Source organism: Bittarella massiliensis (ex Durand et al. 2017) (assembly GCF_009876955.1).
Lineage (GTDB): Bacteria > Bacillota > Clostridia > Oscillospirales > Ruminococcaceae > Bittarella > Bittarella massiliensis.
Map to the genome: position 1 here is coordinate 1 of NZ_WWVY01000020.1, position 13,843 is coordinate 13,843.

The window sequence follows — 13,843 nt, forward strand, 5'->3', positions numbered from 1 at the left end:
CGTCTACACCTCTGCCGACAGCGTGTTCCAGGTGGCCGCCCACGAGGATATCGTCCCGGTGGAAGAGCTCTACCGCTACTGCGAGATCGCCCGGAACATCCTCAAGGGCAAACACGCCGTGGGCCGGGTCATCGCCCGCCCCTTTGTCGGGGAGCCGGGGGCCTTTAAGCGCACCTCCCGCCGCCACGACTTCTCCATCAAGCCCCCCCGCAAGACCGTCCTCGACTACATCAAAGAGAGCGGCAAGGAGTGCATCTCCATCGGCAAGATCTTCGACATCTTCGCCGAGCAGGGGCTGACCGAGTCCAACCGCACCGTCAGCAACGACGACGGCATGGACAAACTGATGCAGATGCAGGGCCGCGACTTTGATGGCCTGTGCTTCCTGAACCTGGTGGACTTCGACATGGCTTACGGCCACCGCCGCAACGTGGACGCCTACGCCCAGGCAGCCACCGATTTCGACGGCCAGATCGCCGCGTTCATGGAGGGGATGCGCCCGGACGACCTGCTGATCATCACCGCCGACCACGGCTGTGACCCGGCTTACACCAAGCACACCGACCACACCCGCGAGTATGTGCCCATGCTGGCCTACGGCCCCTCTGTGAAGGCGGGCGTCGACCTGGGTACCCGCTACGGCTTCTGCGACATTGCCGCCACCGTTGCCGAGCACCTGGGCGTCAAGGCCGATGTCGAAGGCAACAGCTTCCTGTCCGAGATCAGCAAATAGGCAAAAACACCACCTGAGTTATAAACTCCTCTGCGGTGTCTCACACTGCAGGGGAGTTTTTGCAGGCGGGGGGAGGAAAAAACGTGAGTGATCAAGTCAAGGGGTACCTGCGGCGGACGCTGGTCATGCTCCCGGCGGTGCCGCTGATGGCGCTGGGGATCTCCCTTTGCGTCTTTGGCAACCTGGGCAGCGACCCCTTTACCGCCTTTCAGCAGGGGATCGGCAACCTGAGCGGCCTCCAGGTGGGGGATGTGTCGATGATCTGCAACGTCTCCATCGTCGTGGCCTTTATCTTCATCGACCGCAAGATGGTCAATGTGGGCTCTGTCATCTTTGCCTTCTGCACCGGGCCCTGCATCAACTTCTTCAACGGGGTCATCCGCTCGATCGCGGGGGCCGAGTTTGCCACCAGCTGGGTGGCCTATCTCTACCCGGTCATCGGCAACCTGCTCATCACCCTGGCCCTGGCCTACTACCTGCCCATCGACCTGGGTATTCAGGCGCTGGACATGCTCTCCCTCACGGTGGGGGAGCGGATGCTCAAAAAGACCTACGGCATCGGCCTCTACATCATCTACGCCGTCATGTTTGCCCTGGCGCTTTTGATGAAGGCGCCCTGGGGCTTTGGCACCCTGGTGAGCATCCTCCTGGTGGGCAAGGGGGTCGACCTCCTCAAGCCGCGGCTGACCCCCATGGTCTACAAGCTGGCGGGGATGGGTCCCCCCCAGGTCTACGCGGTGGAGGAAGAGGGGCAGTAGCCCTTTTCGGTTGGACTTTACTTTACCCCTAGATGGGGCGGCGGGAGCGGATTTGCTCCCACCGCCCCCTTTTTGTGCCCGCCGTCCGGATGACAGGGGCGGGGCAATGGTGTGGGGTATCACGGCCGCTTTGCAGCCGTGATGCCGGGGATGGCCGGGCAGATGGGAGATGCGCAAACGTCGTTTGTCCCCTGCCCGACGGCCGATACCGCTGCGCGCGTTGCGCGCTTGTGGTATAATGGTCGAAGAGAACGAGCGTGTGGAGGGAAACGAGATGGGCATACGACTGATCGTCACCGATTTGGACGGCACCCTGTTGGGGGATGACCACAAGGGGGTCTCCCGCCGGGACAGGGAGGCGCTGGCGCTGGCCCGAGACAGGGGGGCGGTGGTGGCCATCGCCAGCGGGCGCACCTGGCAGGCCCTGGCCGACGCGGCGGAGCAGATTGCCGTGGCCCAGTACGCCATCCTCTCCAACGGGGCGGCCCTGCGGCGGGCGGACACCGGCGAAGTGGAGCCGGTGCGGGAGATCCTGCCCGGCTGCTGGGAGCCGGTGGTCCGGCTGCTCTGGCGGCGGGGCGGGGTGTTTGAACTCTACGCCGGGGGCCGCAGCTACATAGAGGAGGGCGACTTTCTGCGGCTGGGGGAGTGCGGCCTTTCGCCCGGCTTTTTGGAGGACCTGCGCTCCTACAACACCCCCTCCCAAGGGGTGTGGCAGCAGCTGAGGGGGCGGCCGATCGAGAAGATCAACGGCCTCTACCTGCCGGAGGGGGCCCAGGAGGAGGTACAGGAGGCCATCGCCCAGACCGCGGGACTGGTGCGCACCTCCTCCATCCCCGGCAGTTTGGAGCTCAATGCCACCGGCTGCAACAAGGGGGTGGCTTTGCAGGCCCTCTGCGCCGAGCTGGGCATCGCCCCGGAGGAGGCCATGGCCTTTGGCGACGCCGACAACGACCTGGAGATGCTCCGCTTTGCCCACTGGTCCTTTGCCATGGAAAACGGCTCTGCCGAGGCCAAAGAGGCGGCCCGGTACCGCACCGCCTCCAACGCCGAGAGCGGCGTTTCCCAGGCAATATTGCGGCATCTGGACGAAATCGGCGCCCGCTAGGGCAGCCGAAAGGGAGGGAGCGCCGTCTTTTTAGGCGGAATTCCCCTCTGTTCTGCCCAGGGGGCACCTGGGCGGTGAGGAAAATCCCCACAGAAGGGGGAAGAGGCGGCCGACTACGGCGGCGGATGGGCTGATCCCCCTGCGCGACTCGCGGGTGTTGCAAACCCTCGACCAGCCGGCGGCTCTGCCGTTGGCGTGGGCGGCGACGGCGATAGAGGGGGGGAGGCGGTCACCTGCGCCCCTCGGGGCTCGGGGGCCCCTCCACCGCCGACCACGCCTTTTTGCAGGAGATGTGGCAGGGGGGCCGACGAGATGGGTGGGCCGGAGAGGGAGGTCACCCGCCCCCGCTGCGGCAAGACCCTCTGCGTTTCCCCACTTTGGGAAGAAAATTGAGAGACAGGCGGCTCCTTGGGGAGCCGCTTGTTTTTTTGTAGAAGAAATCCCCAGTTGTGCCGGGACCTTTGGAAAAGCGCCGGCGATGGGGAGGGAGTGGACATCCCTTTTGACGCAGTGAAAGCGCGGTCGGCCAGCGGTGCAAAAGGAGGACGGCAGAAGGGGGAAGAATGGCTTGGCGCGTATCGGTTGGAACCGCAACTATCCCATCCCCTTTGTGCTGGGGGTGTTTTACAGCGAAAACAGGCGGAAGTTGGAGTTGTGAAACGGGGAGCGGATCGCGGTGTCGGGGGCAGAAGGGCATCCCAATCACATACATGTGCTTGCAAATCAGCGCAGAGGGAGGCAGATGGCGGACAGGTGAGATGTGGGAATGTGGGAATGGGTGGATCGATTTGTGGGTGACGGGGAGGGTCCCTTGCAGGTGGCAGGCGGTACCCGCACCGTGAGGCGTGACTGGAAGTGTCGGGCTTTGCCCCTCGGATGTGGGGCCACCGGCCCTGCCGGCGGTTGGGCCTTGACAGGAAGGGAAAAGGGGTGTACACTGAATTTACTAAATTAGTAATTTAGTAAATAAATAAAGATAACCGAACAGGAGGCGACGAGATGAAGATCCCAACCAATCTCAAACACAAACCGGTCATCGTGACCGAAAACTACGAAAATATCGACGGCCGCCGCGCCTACGAGACCGACGCGAAGGGCCTCTCCCTGGGGCTGGCCCAGTGGAACGACCGGGGCCGGGTGGACATCTCGGCCAAGGTCTGGCGCTACACCGGGGAGAAGTGGTCCCGCCAGTCGGAGGAGCTGCCCCTGCACCGGGTGCTGGATCTGGCCATCCTGGTCTGCCGCTCCCAGCAGTACTTCCGCGACGCCTACCGCTACCCCAAGCTGTACGACGAGCAGGACCCCTCGGTGGACCAGGTGGGGTTGCAGGGCGACGCCATGCGGATCTCGGTCTGCACCGACAACGCCTGTATCGACGAGGACATCCGCCTCTTTCAGGATGCCCTCGCCAAGGACGACGAGATGTTGGGCGAGCGGTTTGCTGTTCTCGCCCGCATCCTCAAGGAGATGGGGTACTGATGGAGAAGGAGCGCAGAAGAGAGCTGATCCGCGACTACAAGGAGCGGCCGCTGCGGGGGCTGGTCTACGCCATTGAGAATCAAAAGAGGGGGCGGCGGCTGATCCTCGCCGAGACCGACCCCCAGGGGGCCCGCAACCGCTTTGCCTTTTTTCAGATGACGGGGGACTGCCCCCGCAGCGAACTGGCGGCCGACTGGCGCGCCGACGGCCCCCAGGCCTTTGTCCTGGTGGAGCTGGAGGAGATCGAAAAGAAGCCGGAGGCCTTTCGGGAGGACCTGAAGGCCCTGGGCGAACTCTGGCGGGAGCGAGAGAAGCCCGAGACCCTTTACTGAAAGGGGTTTCCCCCAAAAAACCGCCCGCCTCACCCCAGCCGTTTTGTCGGTTGGGATGGGGCGGGTGGTTTGGCCTGTTCAGCCGTAGAGGTGCAGCTTGTCGATGAGTTTTTGGTAGACCGGGTGCATCTCCCTCTCGGTGGAGTAGGTGAGCATCTGGTCGATGGGAACCCACTGCACCCCGCTGTTTTCGTCGGGCTTGGTGGCCAGGGGCTGGCGCTCGTCCGCCTCCAACAGGTAGGTGAAGTTGAGGTGCTGGTGGCTGCTGACATAGTGGCCCCGCTTGACGTGTCCCCAGACCGGCAGGATGTCCAGGGTGTAGATGCCGGGGTAGAGGGGGCGGGTCTGGGCGCCGGTCTCCTCCTGCGCCTCGCGGATGGCCACGGCCAGCAGGTCGTCGTCCCCGTCCGCGTGTCCGCCGGTCCAGGCCCAGGAGTCGTAGAGGTTGTGGTAGCACAGCAGGGTCTTGGTCCGCTCCCGGTTGACGATGAAGGAGGAGGCGGTGAAGTGGGCGAACTCGTTGTCGCGGGTCAACAGGTCATCAAAGCAGCGCAGGTAGGAGAGGATGACCTCCCGGTCCTTCTCCTCCTGCGGGCAGGTGGGGGTATAGTGGTCGAGCTGTTCGGTGAATTTCAAAGCAATTCCTCCAGTAAATCGGTGTAGGCCCGCAGGGCGCCGGGCAGGGAGTAGGTCTGGCGCACCTCTTTCAGCGAGGCAAAGCGGCAGCCGGCGGGCGGGGGGAAGGGGGGACAGGAGAGGGCGACCCCCTCCATCCGCCACTCCACGTGGGTGAAGATGTGCTTGGCCTGACCGAGCCGGCGGGCCCGCCCGGCGGGGATCCCCCACTCGGCCAGGGCCTGGCCCCGCTGGGCGGCGGTGAGGTGCCCGTCCAGCAGCAAAAACTCCCACAGCCCGGCCAGGAGGCCGCTGTCCGGCCGCTTGTGGAGGAGGACCCCCTGGGGGGTGATGACCAGGACCACCGTCTTTTTTTCGACCCGGCGGGCCTTTTTGGCCGCCTTGTTGGGCAGGTAGTGGCGGGTCTCCCGGGCCAGGGCCTGGCAGCACTCCCGCAGGGGGCAGGAGGCGCAGAGGGGCAGGGCGTTGGGGAGGCAGACGGTGGCCCCCAGGTCCATGATCGCCTGGTTGAAGTCGCCCGGGCGGTCGCTGGGAACGGCCTGCGCCGCCAGGTCGAAGAGGGCCCTCTTCACCGCCGGGGCGGCGATGTCCCCCTCGGCGCTGAGGAGGCGGGCAAAGACCCGGTGGACGTTCCCGTCCACCGCGGGGACGGGGAGGCCGAAGGCGATGGAGGCGATGGCCCCCGCCGTGTAGGGGCCGATCCCCGGCAGTTCCAGCAGCGCCCGGTAGTCGCCGGGCAGCCGGCCGCCGTGCGTCTGCATGCAGGCCTTTGCGCAGGCCTGCAGGTTGCGCGCCCGGCTGTAATAGCCCAGCCCTTCCCACAGTTTGAGGAGCAGTTCTGGGTCGGCCGCGGCCAGGGAGGGGATGTCGGGCAGCGCCTCGAGGAAGCGGTGAAAGTAGGGGAGGACCGCCGCCACCCGCGTCTGCTGCAACATGATTTCCGAAATCCAGACCCGGTAGGGGGTGGGGTCCAGCCGCCAGGGCAGGGGCCGCCGGTTCTGGTCGTACCAGTCGAGGAGGGGGGCGGCTGCGCCCTGCAGCAGGGCGAGGCAGTCGCCGTCGGGCAGGGGGGAGAGAAGGGGTTGCAGATCCATGGGGCGACATCCTTTCTGGGGCGGGGCCCCGGCGCTTTTTCCGTCCGGCAACACCCCGGCACCCTTTGCCCCGGCCAGGCATAGCATGAGGGTGTCAACATAGGGGCGAACTGCCCGACAGGAGGAATTGCTGTGAGTATGATTTTAAAGACCACGCTGGGCCCGGTGGAGCCCGATCCCCAGAACCCGTGTCAGCACGCGTCGGTGTGCGGCTGCGTGCCCGCGCCGGTGGCGGTGCAGAAACTGCACGTCACCATCGACGTCGAGGGTCTCTGCGGTCACGACTACTTTGTCTTTTTGCAGGTGCGCGACCCGGAGCGGGAGCACGAGTACATCGTCAGCCAGACCTACTACAACCCGGTCCCGCCGGCTGCCTGCGGCTGCACCACCACCATCCCGCTGGACATCCTGGTGCCGCTGGTGGACTGCCAGCAGGCGTCGGAGTCGGTGGTCGACGTGGTCGTTCAGTACGCGGGTTGGGGCTTCTAAAGGGAAGGGACTTCCCTCTTTGAAGAGAGGGGGGCGCCCGTCTGCCGCCATGAGCAGGGCGGCAGGGGCGCCCCCTTTTTTTGCCTGTGCGGCTACGAGATGGAGAAGCGCAGCATGCGAATGACGTTTTTGGGGTGCACCTCAAAGAGGGTGTCTGCCCCGACCAGCCCCCGCTCGCCGCAGTCGGAGAGGAGGATCTGCCGCCCCGCCGCCCCCTCGGCGTAGCCGCTGACGGTCACCCAGTGCCAGTTGTCGTCCTTGAGTTCGGGCGCGCGGTGGTGGAGGATGAGCAGCGCCAGCGGGTCGCCCTGGTCGATGCTCTCTTTGACGAAGGAGAAGCCGTCGTCGGCCGAGGCCATCTTTCCGCAGCCGACGGGTCGGGCGTGACGGCCCCGTTCCCGGCAGTAGAGGGCGAAATCCCGCGCAAAGCGGCCGGCAAAGGGATAGCCGTGGATGCCGGGGGTCATGTAGCGGTACATCTCCTCCATGCAGGTGAGGTAGGTGAGATGGGAGAAATCCCCCGGGCGGCCGGGGTAGAGGGGGGCCAGGTGGCCGCTGCGGGCGGCGTAGTAGGCGGCCAGATTGGCGCCGGTGACGCTGCCGCACCCGGCGCGCCGCTGCCACTCCCGCGAAAACCACTCCTGGTTGCCGCCGTAGCCGATGATTTCGCCATCCTTTGTGACGGCGGGAAAATCGAGTTCCACTGTGGACAAATGCATTTCCTCCTCTCCCTCTCTCGCCCGGGGGCGCGTTTGGCGGGTCATCTGCTCTGACAGAAAGATGGGGCCATCGCCCCGCAGGCGCCCTAGACCGGCTGGGAGCGCGCCGTTTGGCGCCTCATTGCGGGTGGGGCCGCTGCCCCCTTATCCTATCACGGGAAAGGGGAGAATACAAGGGTTTGAAAAGCCCTGGCGCTAGCCGTTGAGGGCGAGGGCGATCAGGCGGCCGACCCCCCAGAGGAGCAGCAGGTGCAGGGGGTAAAACCAGTAAAAGAACCACTTGGGCCCCCGCCCCTTTTGACCGCTGTAAAGGGAGATGGGGAGAAAGGAGAAGAGGGCCGGGAGCTCCGAAGCACCCAGGGAGAGCAGGGCGGCGGACCCCATTGCCGCCCGCGCCGCCGGCCGCTGCCGGGTCAGGTAGAAGAGGGCCACTAGCAGCACCCCCATGGCCCCGTAGTCGGCAGAGAGCCCGGCCGCCGCCAGGCAGCAGAGGCCCATCCCCAGCACCTGGAGCAGCGCTCGCCCCTCCAGCCAGACCAGCAGTTGCAGGGACAACACCCCAAAAAAGAGGGTGAAGTAGACGTTTTGGTAGTCCGGCGCAAAGGGGGTCAGGGCGAAGGCCAGGTCAAAGGGGATCTCCGACAAGAGGGCGAAGGTCAGCAGTTGCAGGGCGTAGCGCCGCCGGTCGCGGGTGTGGCAAAACCCCTCCGCCAGCAAAAAGCAGAAGAGGGGGAAGGCCAGCCGCCCGACGGTGCGCAGCGCCATATCTGTCAAGAGCAGGGGCCCGTACCAGCCGGGGAGACCCCCGCCGCCGCCCTCGTAGAGGCCGTAGAGGGGGAGGAGAAAGACCGGCTCCAAGATGGCCGCCCCGATGTGGTCGGCAAGCATGGTGCAGACGGCGAGCCACTTGAGGCCAAAGCCCGAGAGGGCGGCGCGGCGGGGTGGGGGCATCTGCTCTCCCTCCTTTTTTGCAGTTTGACGGACGGAAGGGCCGCCCCCGGCCAGCCGGAGCGGCCCTCTGTGTGGCTTGTTAGGCGGCGAGGAAGCCGAAGGCCCCCAGCAGCCCGGCGCTGGCCAGCCCCATGATGACGCCGGCCAGCAGCACCCCGCCCATGACGGCGAGGACGCTGGATTTGAAGTCGAAGTCCAGCAGGCTGGCGGCCAGGGTGCCGGTCCAGGCGCCGGTGCCGGGCAGGGGGATCCCCACGAAGAGGAGCAGGGCCACGAAGAGGCCGCGGCCGGCCTTGGCCTGCAGCTTCTGGCCGCCCCGCTCCCCCTTGCGCAGGAACCAGGCGAACAGTTTGCCGATCACCGGCTTGGTGGAGCCCCACTCCAACACCTTGCGGGCAAAGAGGTAGATGAAGGGCACCGGGAGCATGTTGCCGATGATGCAGACGATGTAGGAGGGGAGGAGGGGCAGCCCCATCACCTGGGAGTAAGGGATGGCGCCCCGCAGCTCCACCACCGGGACCATGGAAATCAAAAAGATGAGCAGATACTTCTTCAGCATTGAGAGAGATCCTCCTAAATTGATTCAGTGCTGGGCCGGGGTCGGCCCGAGGGGGGAACCGGCACTCCGCGCCGGCTCCCCCTTTACCGCTCCAGCAGATGGAAACAACCCTTTTTAATATCGAGACGATACTTTGAATTTAGATTGTAATCAGTATGATTGTAGCAATTTGAGATGAATTCTTGTATGCTCACTGTATATTTCCTTCTGCTGGATTTTTGGGACCTTATTCCACAGGTTTAATCATAGACTCAATAAAGGTAATTTCCTCGTCTGTCAGAGCATACTTTTCATACAGCTCTGTATCTACCCAAGACTTGGAAAAATCCTGCATGGGTACAAAAGAAAAAGTGGATTTTGTTAGATGAATAGAACTTAGTGCTTGTAAAATTAAAAATCGCACAAATTTTGTTTTCAAATAACTTAATAAGTTTTCTGCTTCGTTTCGAGTTGCAAAAAGTCCTGCAAGAAGGTAAGAATGTGTACAAACCTCCCCGGGCTCTAATACTCGCATCGAACTTGTTAAAATCCGAAAAGAGCCATCTTTTCCTGGTTCCCCAGCGTGTTCGGCACTGGTTTGACTGACCAACACTTTATACCGGTTTATATACTCGCTGCCTTTGAGAACTTTATCAGGATTAATGTAACTTCTCCCTGCGCTCGAATAAAGAACTAAATCTGAAATGTTTTTGCGTTTAGTTGTACCACGGACTTTGGTTGGCAATCCAAATGGACTAATTGGGCTAATTAAGGATTCCAGACTTTTCTCGTTTTTAGAAAAGACTGAGTGAATTATATTTACAGCTTGATTATAGCGAACCAGAACAGAGAATTCATCCAAGGGTCGTGTGGAAACCGTACATTTATTTAAATACACATTAGAAAAATCGCATGGTCCAGAATGTTCAGAATCCCACAAAAAATAACACACACCGCCGCTAATACTAATTTGAATATCAGTAAATTATGACCTCTCAACAGAGGTTACAGTGTTTTAATAAAATCCTCCAAAAGCCTTGAAAATAAAGGATTTATCGCAATGTGTCTGCCTTATCTCTTTATACGGTTACACACAAGTTTACTCTTTCCCTCATTGCTCATAAGGGCAAATACAAGGGCAAGAAAATCTCATAACAAGATATAACAAAGTGTGGCAATCGGAGAACTGTGATGTATGTGCGAATATATTATAACGGAGGATTTTTCAATGGACAAGTACATTTACGATGATAAAAATGGTCTGTGGTATGAACTGCAAGGAGATTATTATATCCCATGTCTTATCTTACCAGCCGAAAAAGAACAGCCTATTGGTTTGTGGGGACAGCGGCACTTGCGGTATCTGAAAGAATACCGCCGAGCCACCTACATAACCTTGTTCACAAGCGGCAGACTGAACAATTACCTTGCTGACATCGACAGGCAGGCGCAGGAACGCATGGAAAGGCTCACAGAGCAGATGAAACGGGTGCAGGGTATTACGGAGCAGTTAAAGGCGGAAAACGCTTTGGAATGGACACAGAGAATGAATAACATACGGGCGTGTGCAAAGGAGATTGTGGAAAAAGAAATCATCTTTGCATAAGAAGACAGCGGTAGGATTTAGTTTTCCTACCGCTGTTTCACTTAAATCAAAAAAATATATTGACATTTTTCTATGTGTTGCATATAATAACACATAGACATTTATCTATAGGAGGTGATTGAGAGAGATGGATGAAAAAAGAATTGCGGCAATTTTCAAAGCGTTTTGTGATGAAAACCGCATTAGGATTATAAAACTGCTGCGTTCAGGTGAAAAATGTGCTTGCAAGTTGCTAGAAGAAATCAATGTCACGCAGCCTACGCTTTCCCACCATATGAAAATTCTTTGTGACGCTGAAATAGTTGTCGGGCGCAAAGAGGGAAAATGGACACACTATTCTATTTCAGAAAAAGGTGTGGAGCAGGCAAAAGAATGTTTGCGGCAGTTGACAACACTTGATGTTGAAAGCGAAAACAAGTCGTGCTGTGAAAAGTGAGGAAGTTTATTGATTGCTTTTCCGCACGGCTTATATTCGGGACGATAAATCGACATATTTCAATATAACTATATGAAAGGGGCTTTTTATGGAGACACTAAAAACAATTTGGGACTTTTTTCAAAATGAAGTCCTTGGTATGAACTGGCTGAATCGCCTCATTGAAACATTTTTGAACGCTTGCGGTTTAGATACCACGGGCAAAATAGGAGGAAGTGTTCAGTTTTTCATCTATGATACTGTAAAAATTATGGTACTGCTCGGCGTTTTGATTTTGATTATCTCGTATATTCAAAGTTATTTCCCGCCCGAAAGAGCTAAAAAGATACTCGGCAGATTTCACGGAATATGGGCGAATATCATCGCCGCTCTGCTCGGTACGGTAACACCGTTTTGCTCGTGTTCTTCCATTCCGTTGTTTATCGGGTTTACAAGCGCAGGTTTGCCGCTTGGCGTTACATTCTCCTTTTTGATTTCTTCGCCGATGGTTGACCTCGGAAGCCTTGTCTTACTGATGAGTATTTTCGGCTGGAAAGTTGCTGTTTTATATGTAATATTCGGTTTGGTAATCGCTGTGGCTGGCGGAACGCTAATTGAAAAGTTGCACCTCGATAATCAAGTGGAAGAATATATCCGAAACGGTCACTCGATTGATGTTCCGCAGGAGGAACTGCATTTCAAAGACCGTATGAAATTTGCGTGGGAACAGGTTGTTGAAACCGCTAAAAAGGTTGCTCCTTATGTTCTGATCGGCGTGGGCATTGGTGCTTTCATTCACAACTGGATTCCTGAAGAATTTATTGTCAAAGCACTTGGCGAAAATAATCCGTTTGGCGTAATTCTTGCTACGATAGTCGGTATTCCGATGTATGCGGATATTTTCGGTACAATTCCGATTGCAGAAGCCCTGCTTGCAAAAGGTGCTTTGCTCGGCGTTGTCCTTTCCTTTATGATGGGCGTTACTACGCTTTCGCTCCCTTCAATGATTATGCTTCGCAAGGCGGTCAAACCGAAACTGCTTGGTATTTTCATTGGAATATGTGCTGCTGGTATTATTATTGTAGGCTATCTTTTCAACGCAATACAATATTTAATTGTTTAATTTTAGGAGGTTATTATTATGGCATTATTTAACTTTGGAAAGAAAAAGGAAGAAGAAAAGAAAACACCTGCTTGCGCTTGTAGCTGCGGTTGTGCTGCCAGCGAAGCAGAAAGCATTACAAACGATTGCTGTCCTGATTTGAAAGAGGGAGAAATCTGCTGTATCAAAGTGTTAGGGGCAGGTTGTAAATCCTGTCACGAACAATTTGAATACACAAAGCAGGCAGTAAAGGATATGGGACTTTCCGTAGAGGTCGAATACATTACCGATATGCAGAAAGTAATGGAATACGGTGTTATGAGTATGCCTGCCCTTGTTGTCAACGAAAAGGTTGTTGCTATGGGTAAGGTTTTGAAAGCTGCTGATGTGGTTGCTCTGCTGCACAAGCTGGGGTTTTAACGATGGATAAGAAAAAGGTAGCCTTTATTTGTGTGCATAACTCCTGCCGCAGTCAGATTGCAGAAGCACTTGGAAAACATTTGGCGGGAGATAAGTTTGATTTCTATTCTGCCGGAACAGAAACAAAATCACAAATCAATCAGGACGCTGTGCGGCTTATGAAACAGCTTTATGGGATAGATATGGAGCAAAGCCAGTATAGCAAGACGATTGATAAAATCCCTACGCCCGATATTGCGATTTCAATGGGGTGTGATGTCGGTTGTCCCTATATCGGTAGAGCGTTTGATGATAATTGGGGACTTCCCGATCCGACGGGCAAAAGTGATGAATGTTTTATACAGGTCATTGAGAGAATATCTCAAAAAATAAAAGACTTGAAATTAGAAAAGTAACATGAAAGCCACAGAATGGATATATTGCCCTATCTGCGGCAATAAAACTCGCACAATGATACGGGAAGATACAGAATTAAGAAACTTCCCTCTCTACTGTCCGAAGTGCAAAAAGGAAACAAGCATCAATGCTCAGGATATGAAAGTCACGCTTGCAGAACACAAATAAGATTTTTATGTATGCCGCCGCATGGGTGATACCATAGCGGCGGTTTTTCGTGCCTATCGGCTGTCTCTGTCAAAGGATTTCTTTCTCTGTCTCGGCTGGTTTCTCTGCTTACCCTCCGCCTGAAGCTGACGCAGGCGTTTCAGCACGCTCTCTCGTTCAGGCGGCTTTGCCTGCTCTTTTTTGGCGGGTTTCTGTTTTTCCCTGACCTGTTGCTCCCATGCGGCAAGGTCACGATTGAACTGCTCCACAACAGCCTCCGCCTTACGGTAGGTTGCCATGTACGCCTGCACATCGGGATAACCGTCCTCTTTCAGAACATCGGGCAGTTTATCCAGCTTTTCAGCGATTTCCTTTTCTGTCCGCTGTATCTGCTCTGTGAGCGCCTTGCGCTCCTTACCCTTGAAAATCCCTTTTGTATCGGCAAGCTGTTGTTTCAGCTTCGGAAGTACCGTATCCTGCAAATGCCGGATTTCTTTCGCCTTATCCTGCGCCTTTATCATCAGCTTTTGCATGGTACGGAACTCTGCCATATCTATTTCAAGGACAGGCTTCGGCGGCATATCGTGTTCACGGATTAAGTTTTGCAGGAAGTCCTTAGCCTTGTTTACGATACTGCGGAACAGACCCGGCAGCCAGCCCTTGCTTTTGATAGACTGGCTCGCCTTTTCGTGTATCTCTGTCTGCTTGACTTCTAAAATCTTTGCTTCGGAGATACCTGATAATAACGCCATATCCGCTGTCCTGTTCCATTCCTGCCTTGCGGCATTATCGGCTTTGATTTCGTCCTCTTTGGGATTATTTTTGCCGATTTTCTTGGCCGGAAGATAGACGCTGTTTTTATCAAATACCTTTAAGTGCTGCTCAGGATCGGAGATATGGCAGTTAATAAGTTCTGTATA

General features: G+C 57.2%; 18 protein-coding genes and 1 pseudogene. 12 read left to right on the forward strand and 7 right to left on the reverse strand.

Going from position 1 to position 13,843, the window contains the following annotated elements:
- The 5 genes from GT748_RS14015 to GT748_RS14035 form a co-directional block, all read left to right on the forward strand.
- A partial coding sequence (locus tag GT748_RS14015; RefSeq protein WP_161222371.1) for a phosphopentomutase occupies nucleotides 1-733 on the forward strand: 733 nt, incomplete at its 5' end.
- An 83-nt stretch (nucleotides 734-816) separates the two neighbouring features.
- Nucleotides 817-1,491, forward strand: coding sequence for a YczE/YyaS/YitT family protein (locus GT748_RS14020; protein WP_044992234.1), 675 nt, complete (start codon nucleotides 817-819; stop codon nucleotides 1,489-1,491).
- Between the two features lie 274 nt (nucleotides 1,492-1,765).
- Nucleotides 1,766-2,599: a Cof-type HAD-IIB family hydrolase gene (locus GT748_RS14025; RefSeq protein WP_044992253.1), complete on the forward strand. Its 834-nt coding sequence runs from the start codon at nucleotides 1,766-1,768 to the stop codon at nucleotides 2,597-2,599.
- Between the two features lie 999 nt (nucleotides 2,600-3,598).
- Complete coding sequence (locus tag GT748_RS14030) at nucleotides 3,599-4,078, forward strand: DUF6530 family protein (RefSeq protein ID WP_021658939.1); 480 nt, start codon at nucleotides 3,599-3,601, stop codon at nucleotides 4,076-4,078.
- Nucleotides 4,078-4,410 carry a GIY-YIG nuclease family protein gene (locus tag GT748_RS14035; RefSeq protein ID WP_021658940.1) on the forward strand — a complete coding sequence of 111 codons (333 nt, stop codon included), beginning with the start codon at nucleotides 4,078-4,080 and terminating at the stop codon, nucleotides 4,408-4,410. The genes GT748_RS14030 and GT748_RS14035 overlap by 1 nt, the downstream gene beginning before the upstream one ends.
- Before the next feature lie 78 nt (nucleotides 4,411-4,488).
- Here GT748_RS14035 and GT748_RS14040 read toward each other — a convergent pair whose 3' ends face one another.
- Together GT748_RS14040 and mutY are read right to left on the reverse strand one after the other, a co-directional pair.
- Nucleotides 4,489-5,046, reverse strand: coding sequence for an NUDIX hydrolase (locus tag GT748_RS14040; protein WP_021658941.1), 558 nt, complete (start codon nucleotides 5,044-5,046; stop codon nucleotides 4,489-4,491).
- Nucleotides 5,043-6,140: an A/G-specific adenine glycosylase gene (mutY, locus tag GT748_RS14045; protein ID WP_021658942.1), complete on the reverse strand. Its 1,098-nt coding sequence runs from the start codon at nucleotides 6,138-6,140 to the stop codon at nucleotides 5,043-5,045. Before mutY ends, GT748_RS14040 begins: the two co-directional genes overlap by 4 nt.
- Before the next feature lie 132 nt (nucleotides 6,141-6,272).
- On the opposite strand from mutY, the gene GT748_RS14050 reads away from it, so the two are divergent.
- Nucleotides 6,273-6,629: a hypothetical protein gene (locus tag GT748_RS14050; RefSeq protein WP_143161555.1), complete on the forward strand. Its 357-nt coding sequence runs from the start codon at nucleotides 6,273-6,275 to the stop codon at nucleotides 6,627-6,629.
- 92 nt (nucleotides 6,630-6,721) lie between these two features.
- Here the strand turns inward: GT748_RS14050 and GT748_RS14055 are convergent, their stop codons facing one another.
- From GT748_RS14055 to GT748_RS14070, 4 genes are all read right to left on the reverse strand, one after another.
- Nucleotides 6,722-7,333, reverse strand: coding sequence for a hypothetical protein (locus tag GT748_RS14055; protein ID WP_244273527.1), 612 nt, complete (start codon nucleotides 7,331-7,333; stop codon nucleotides 6,722-6,724).
- Nucleotides 7,334-7,543: 210 nt separating this feature from the next.
- Nucleotides 7,544-8,299 carry a TraX family protein gene (locus tag GT748_RS14060; protein WP_021658945.1) on the reverse strand — a complete coding sequence of 252 codons (756 nt, stop codon included), beginning with the start codon at nucleotides 8,297-8,299 and terminating at the stop codon, nucleotides 7,544-7,546.
- A gap of 79 nt (nucleotides 8,300-8,378) precedes the next feature.
- On the reverse strand, nucleotides 8,379-8,858 hold the full coding sequence (locus GT748_RS14065) for a COG2426 family protein (protein ID WP_021658946.1): 480 nt from the start codon (nucleotides 8,856-8,858) through the stop codon (nucleotides 8,379-8,381).
- A gap of 226 nt (nucleotides 8,859-9,084) precedes the next feature.
- Nucleotides 9,085-9,735 carry a hypothetical protein gene (locus GT748_RS14070; protein ID WP_161213505.1) on the reverse strand — a complete coding sequence of 217 codons (651 nt, stop codon included), beginning with the start codon at nucleotides 9,733-9,735 and terminating at the stop codon, nucleotides 9,085-9,087.
- A 330-nt stretch (nucleotides 9,736-10,065) separates the two neighbouring features.
- Between GT748_RS14070 and GT748_RS14075 the strand changes: the two genes are divergently transcribed.
- The 6 genes from GT748_RS14075 to GT748_RS14100 all read left to right on the forward strand — a co-directional run bounded on the left by GT748_RS14075 (nucleotide 10,066) and on the right by GT748_RS14100 (nucleotide 12,944).
- Nucleotides 10,066-10,443, forward strand: a complete 378-nt coding sequence (locus tag GT748_RS14075; RefSeq protein WP_002586617.1) for a TnpV protein — start codon at nucleotides 10,066-10,068, stop codon at nucleotides 10,441-10,443.
- 127 nt (nucleotides 10,444-10,570) lie between these two features.
- Nucleotides 10,571-10,879 (forward strand): ArsR/SmtB family transcription factor, encoded by a 309-nt coding sequence (locus GT748_RS14080; protein WP_002586618.1) that lies wholly within the window; start codon nucleotides 10,571-10,573, stop codon nucleotides 10,877-10,879.
- A gap of 88 nt (nucleotides 10,880-10,967) precedes the next feature.
- Entirely contained in the window at nucleotides 10,968-11,981 is a 1,014-nt protein-coding gene (locus GT748_RS14085) for a permease (protein ID WP_072851497.1), read from the forward strand.
- A gap of 18 nt (nucleotides 11,982-11,999) precedes the next feature.
- The gene (locus tag GT748_RS14090) at nucleotides 12,000-12,380 is read left to right on the forward strand and encodes a thioredoxin family protein (RefSeq protein WP_074141146.1); all 381 of its coding nucleotides are present in this window, start codon (nucleotides 12,000-12,002) and stop codon (nucleotides 12,378-12,380) included.
- Nucleotides 12,381-12,382: 2 nt separating this feature from the next.
- The gene (locus GT748_RS14095) at nucleotides 12,383-12,775 is read left to right on the forward strand and encodes an arsenate reductase ArsC (protein ID WP_002586621.1); all 393 of its coding nucleotides are present in this window, start codon (nucleotides 12,383-12,385) and stop codon (nucleotides 12,773-12,775) included.
- A 1-nt stretch (nucleotide 12,776) separates the two neighbouring features.
- The gene (locus GT748_RS14100) at nucleotides 12,777-12,944 is read left to right on the forward strand and encodes a cysteine-rich KTR domain-containing protein (protein WP_074141147.1); all 168 of its coding nucleotides are present in this window, start codon (nucleotides 12,777-12,779) and stop codon (nucleotides 12,942-12,944) included.
- Between the two features lie 53 nt (nucleotides 12,945-12,997).
- Here GT748_RS14100 and GT748_RS14105 read toward each other — a convergent pair.
- Nucleotides 12,998-13,843: pseudogene (locus GT748_RS14105) on the reverse strand (MobA/MobL family protein); the annotation flags it as partial.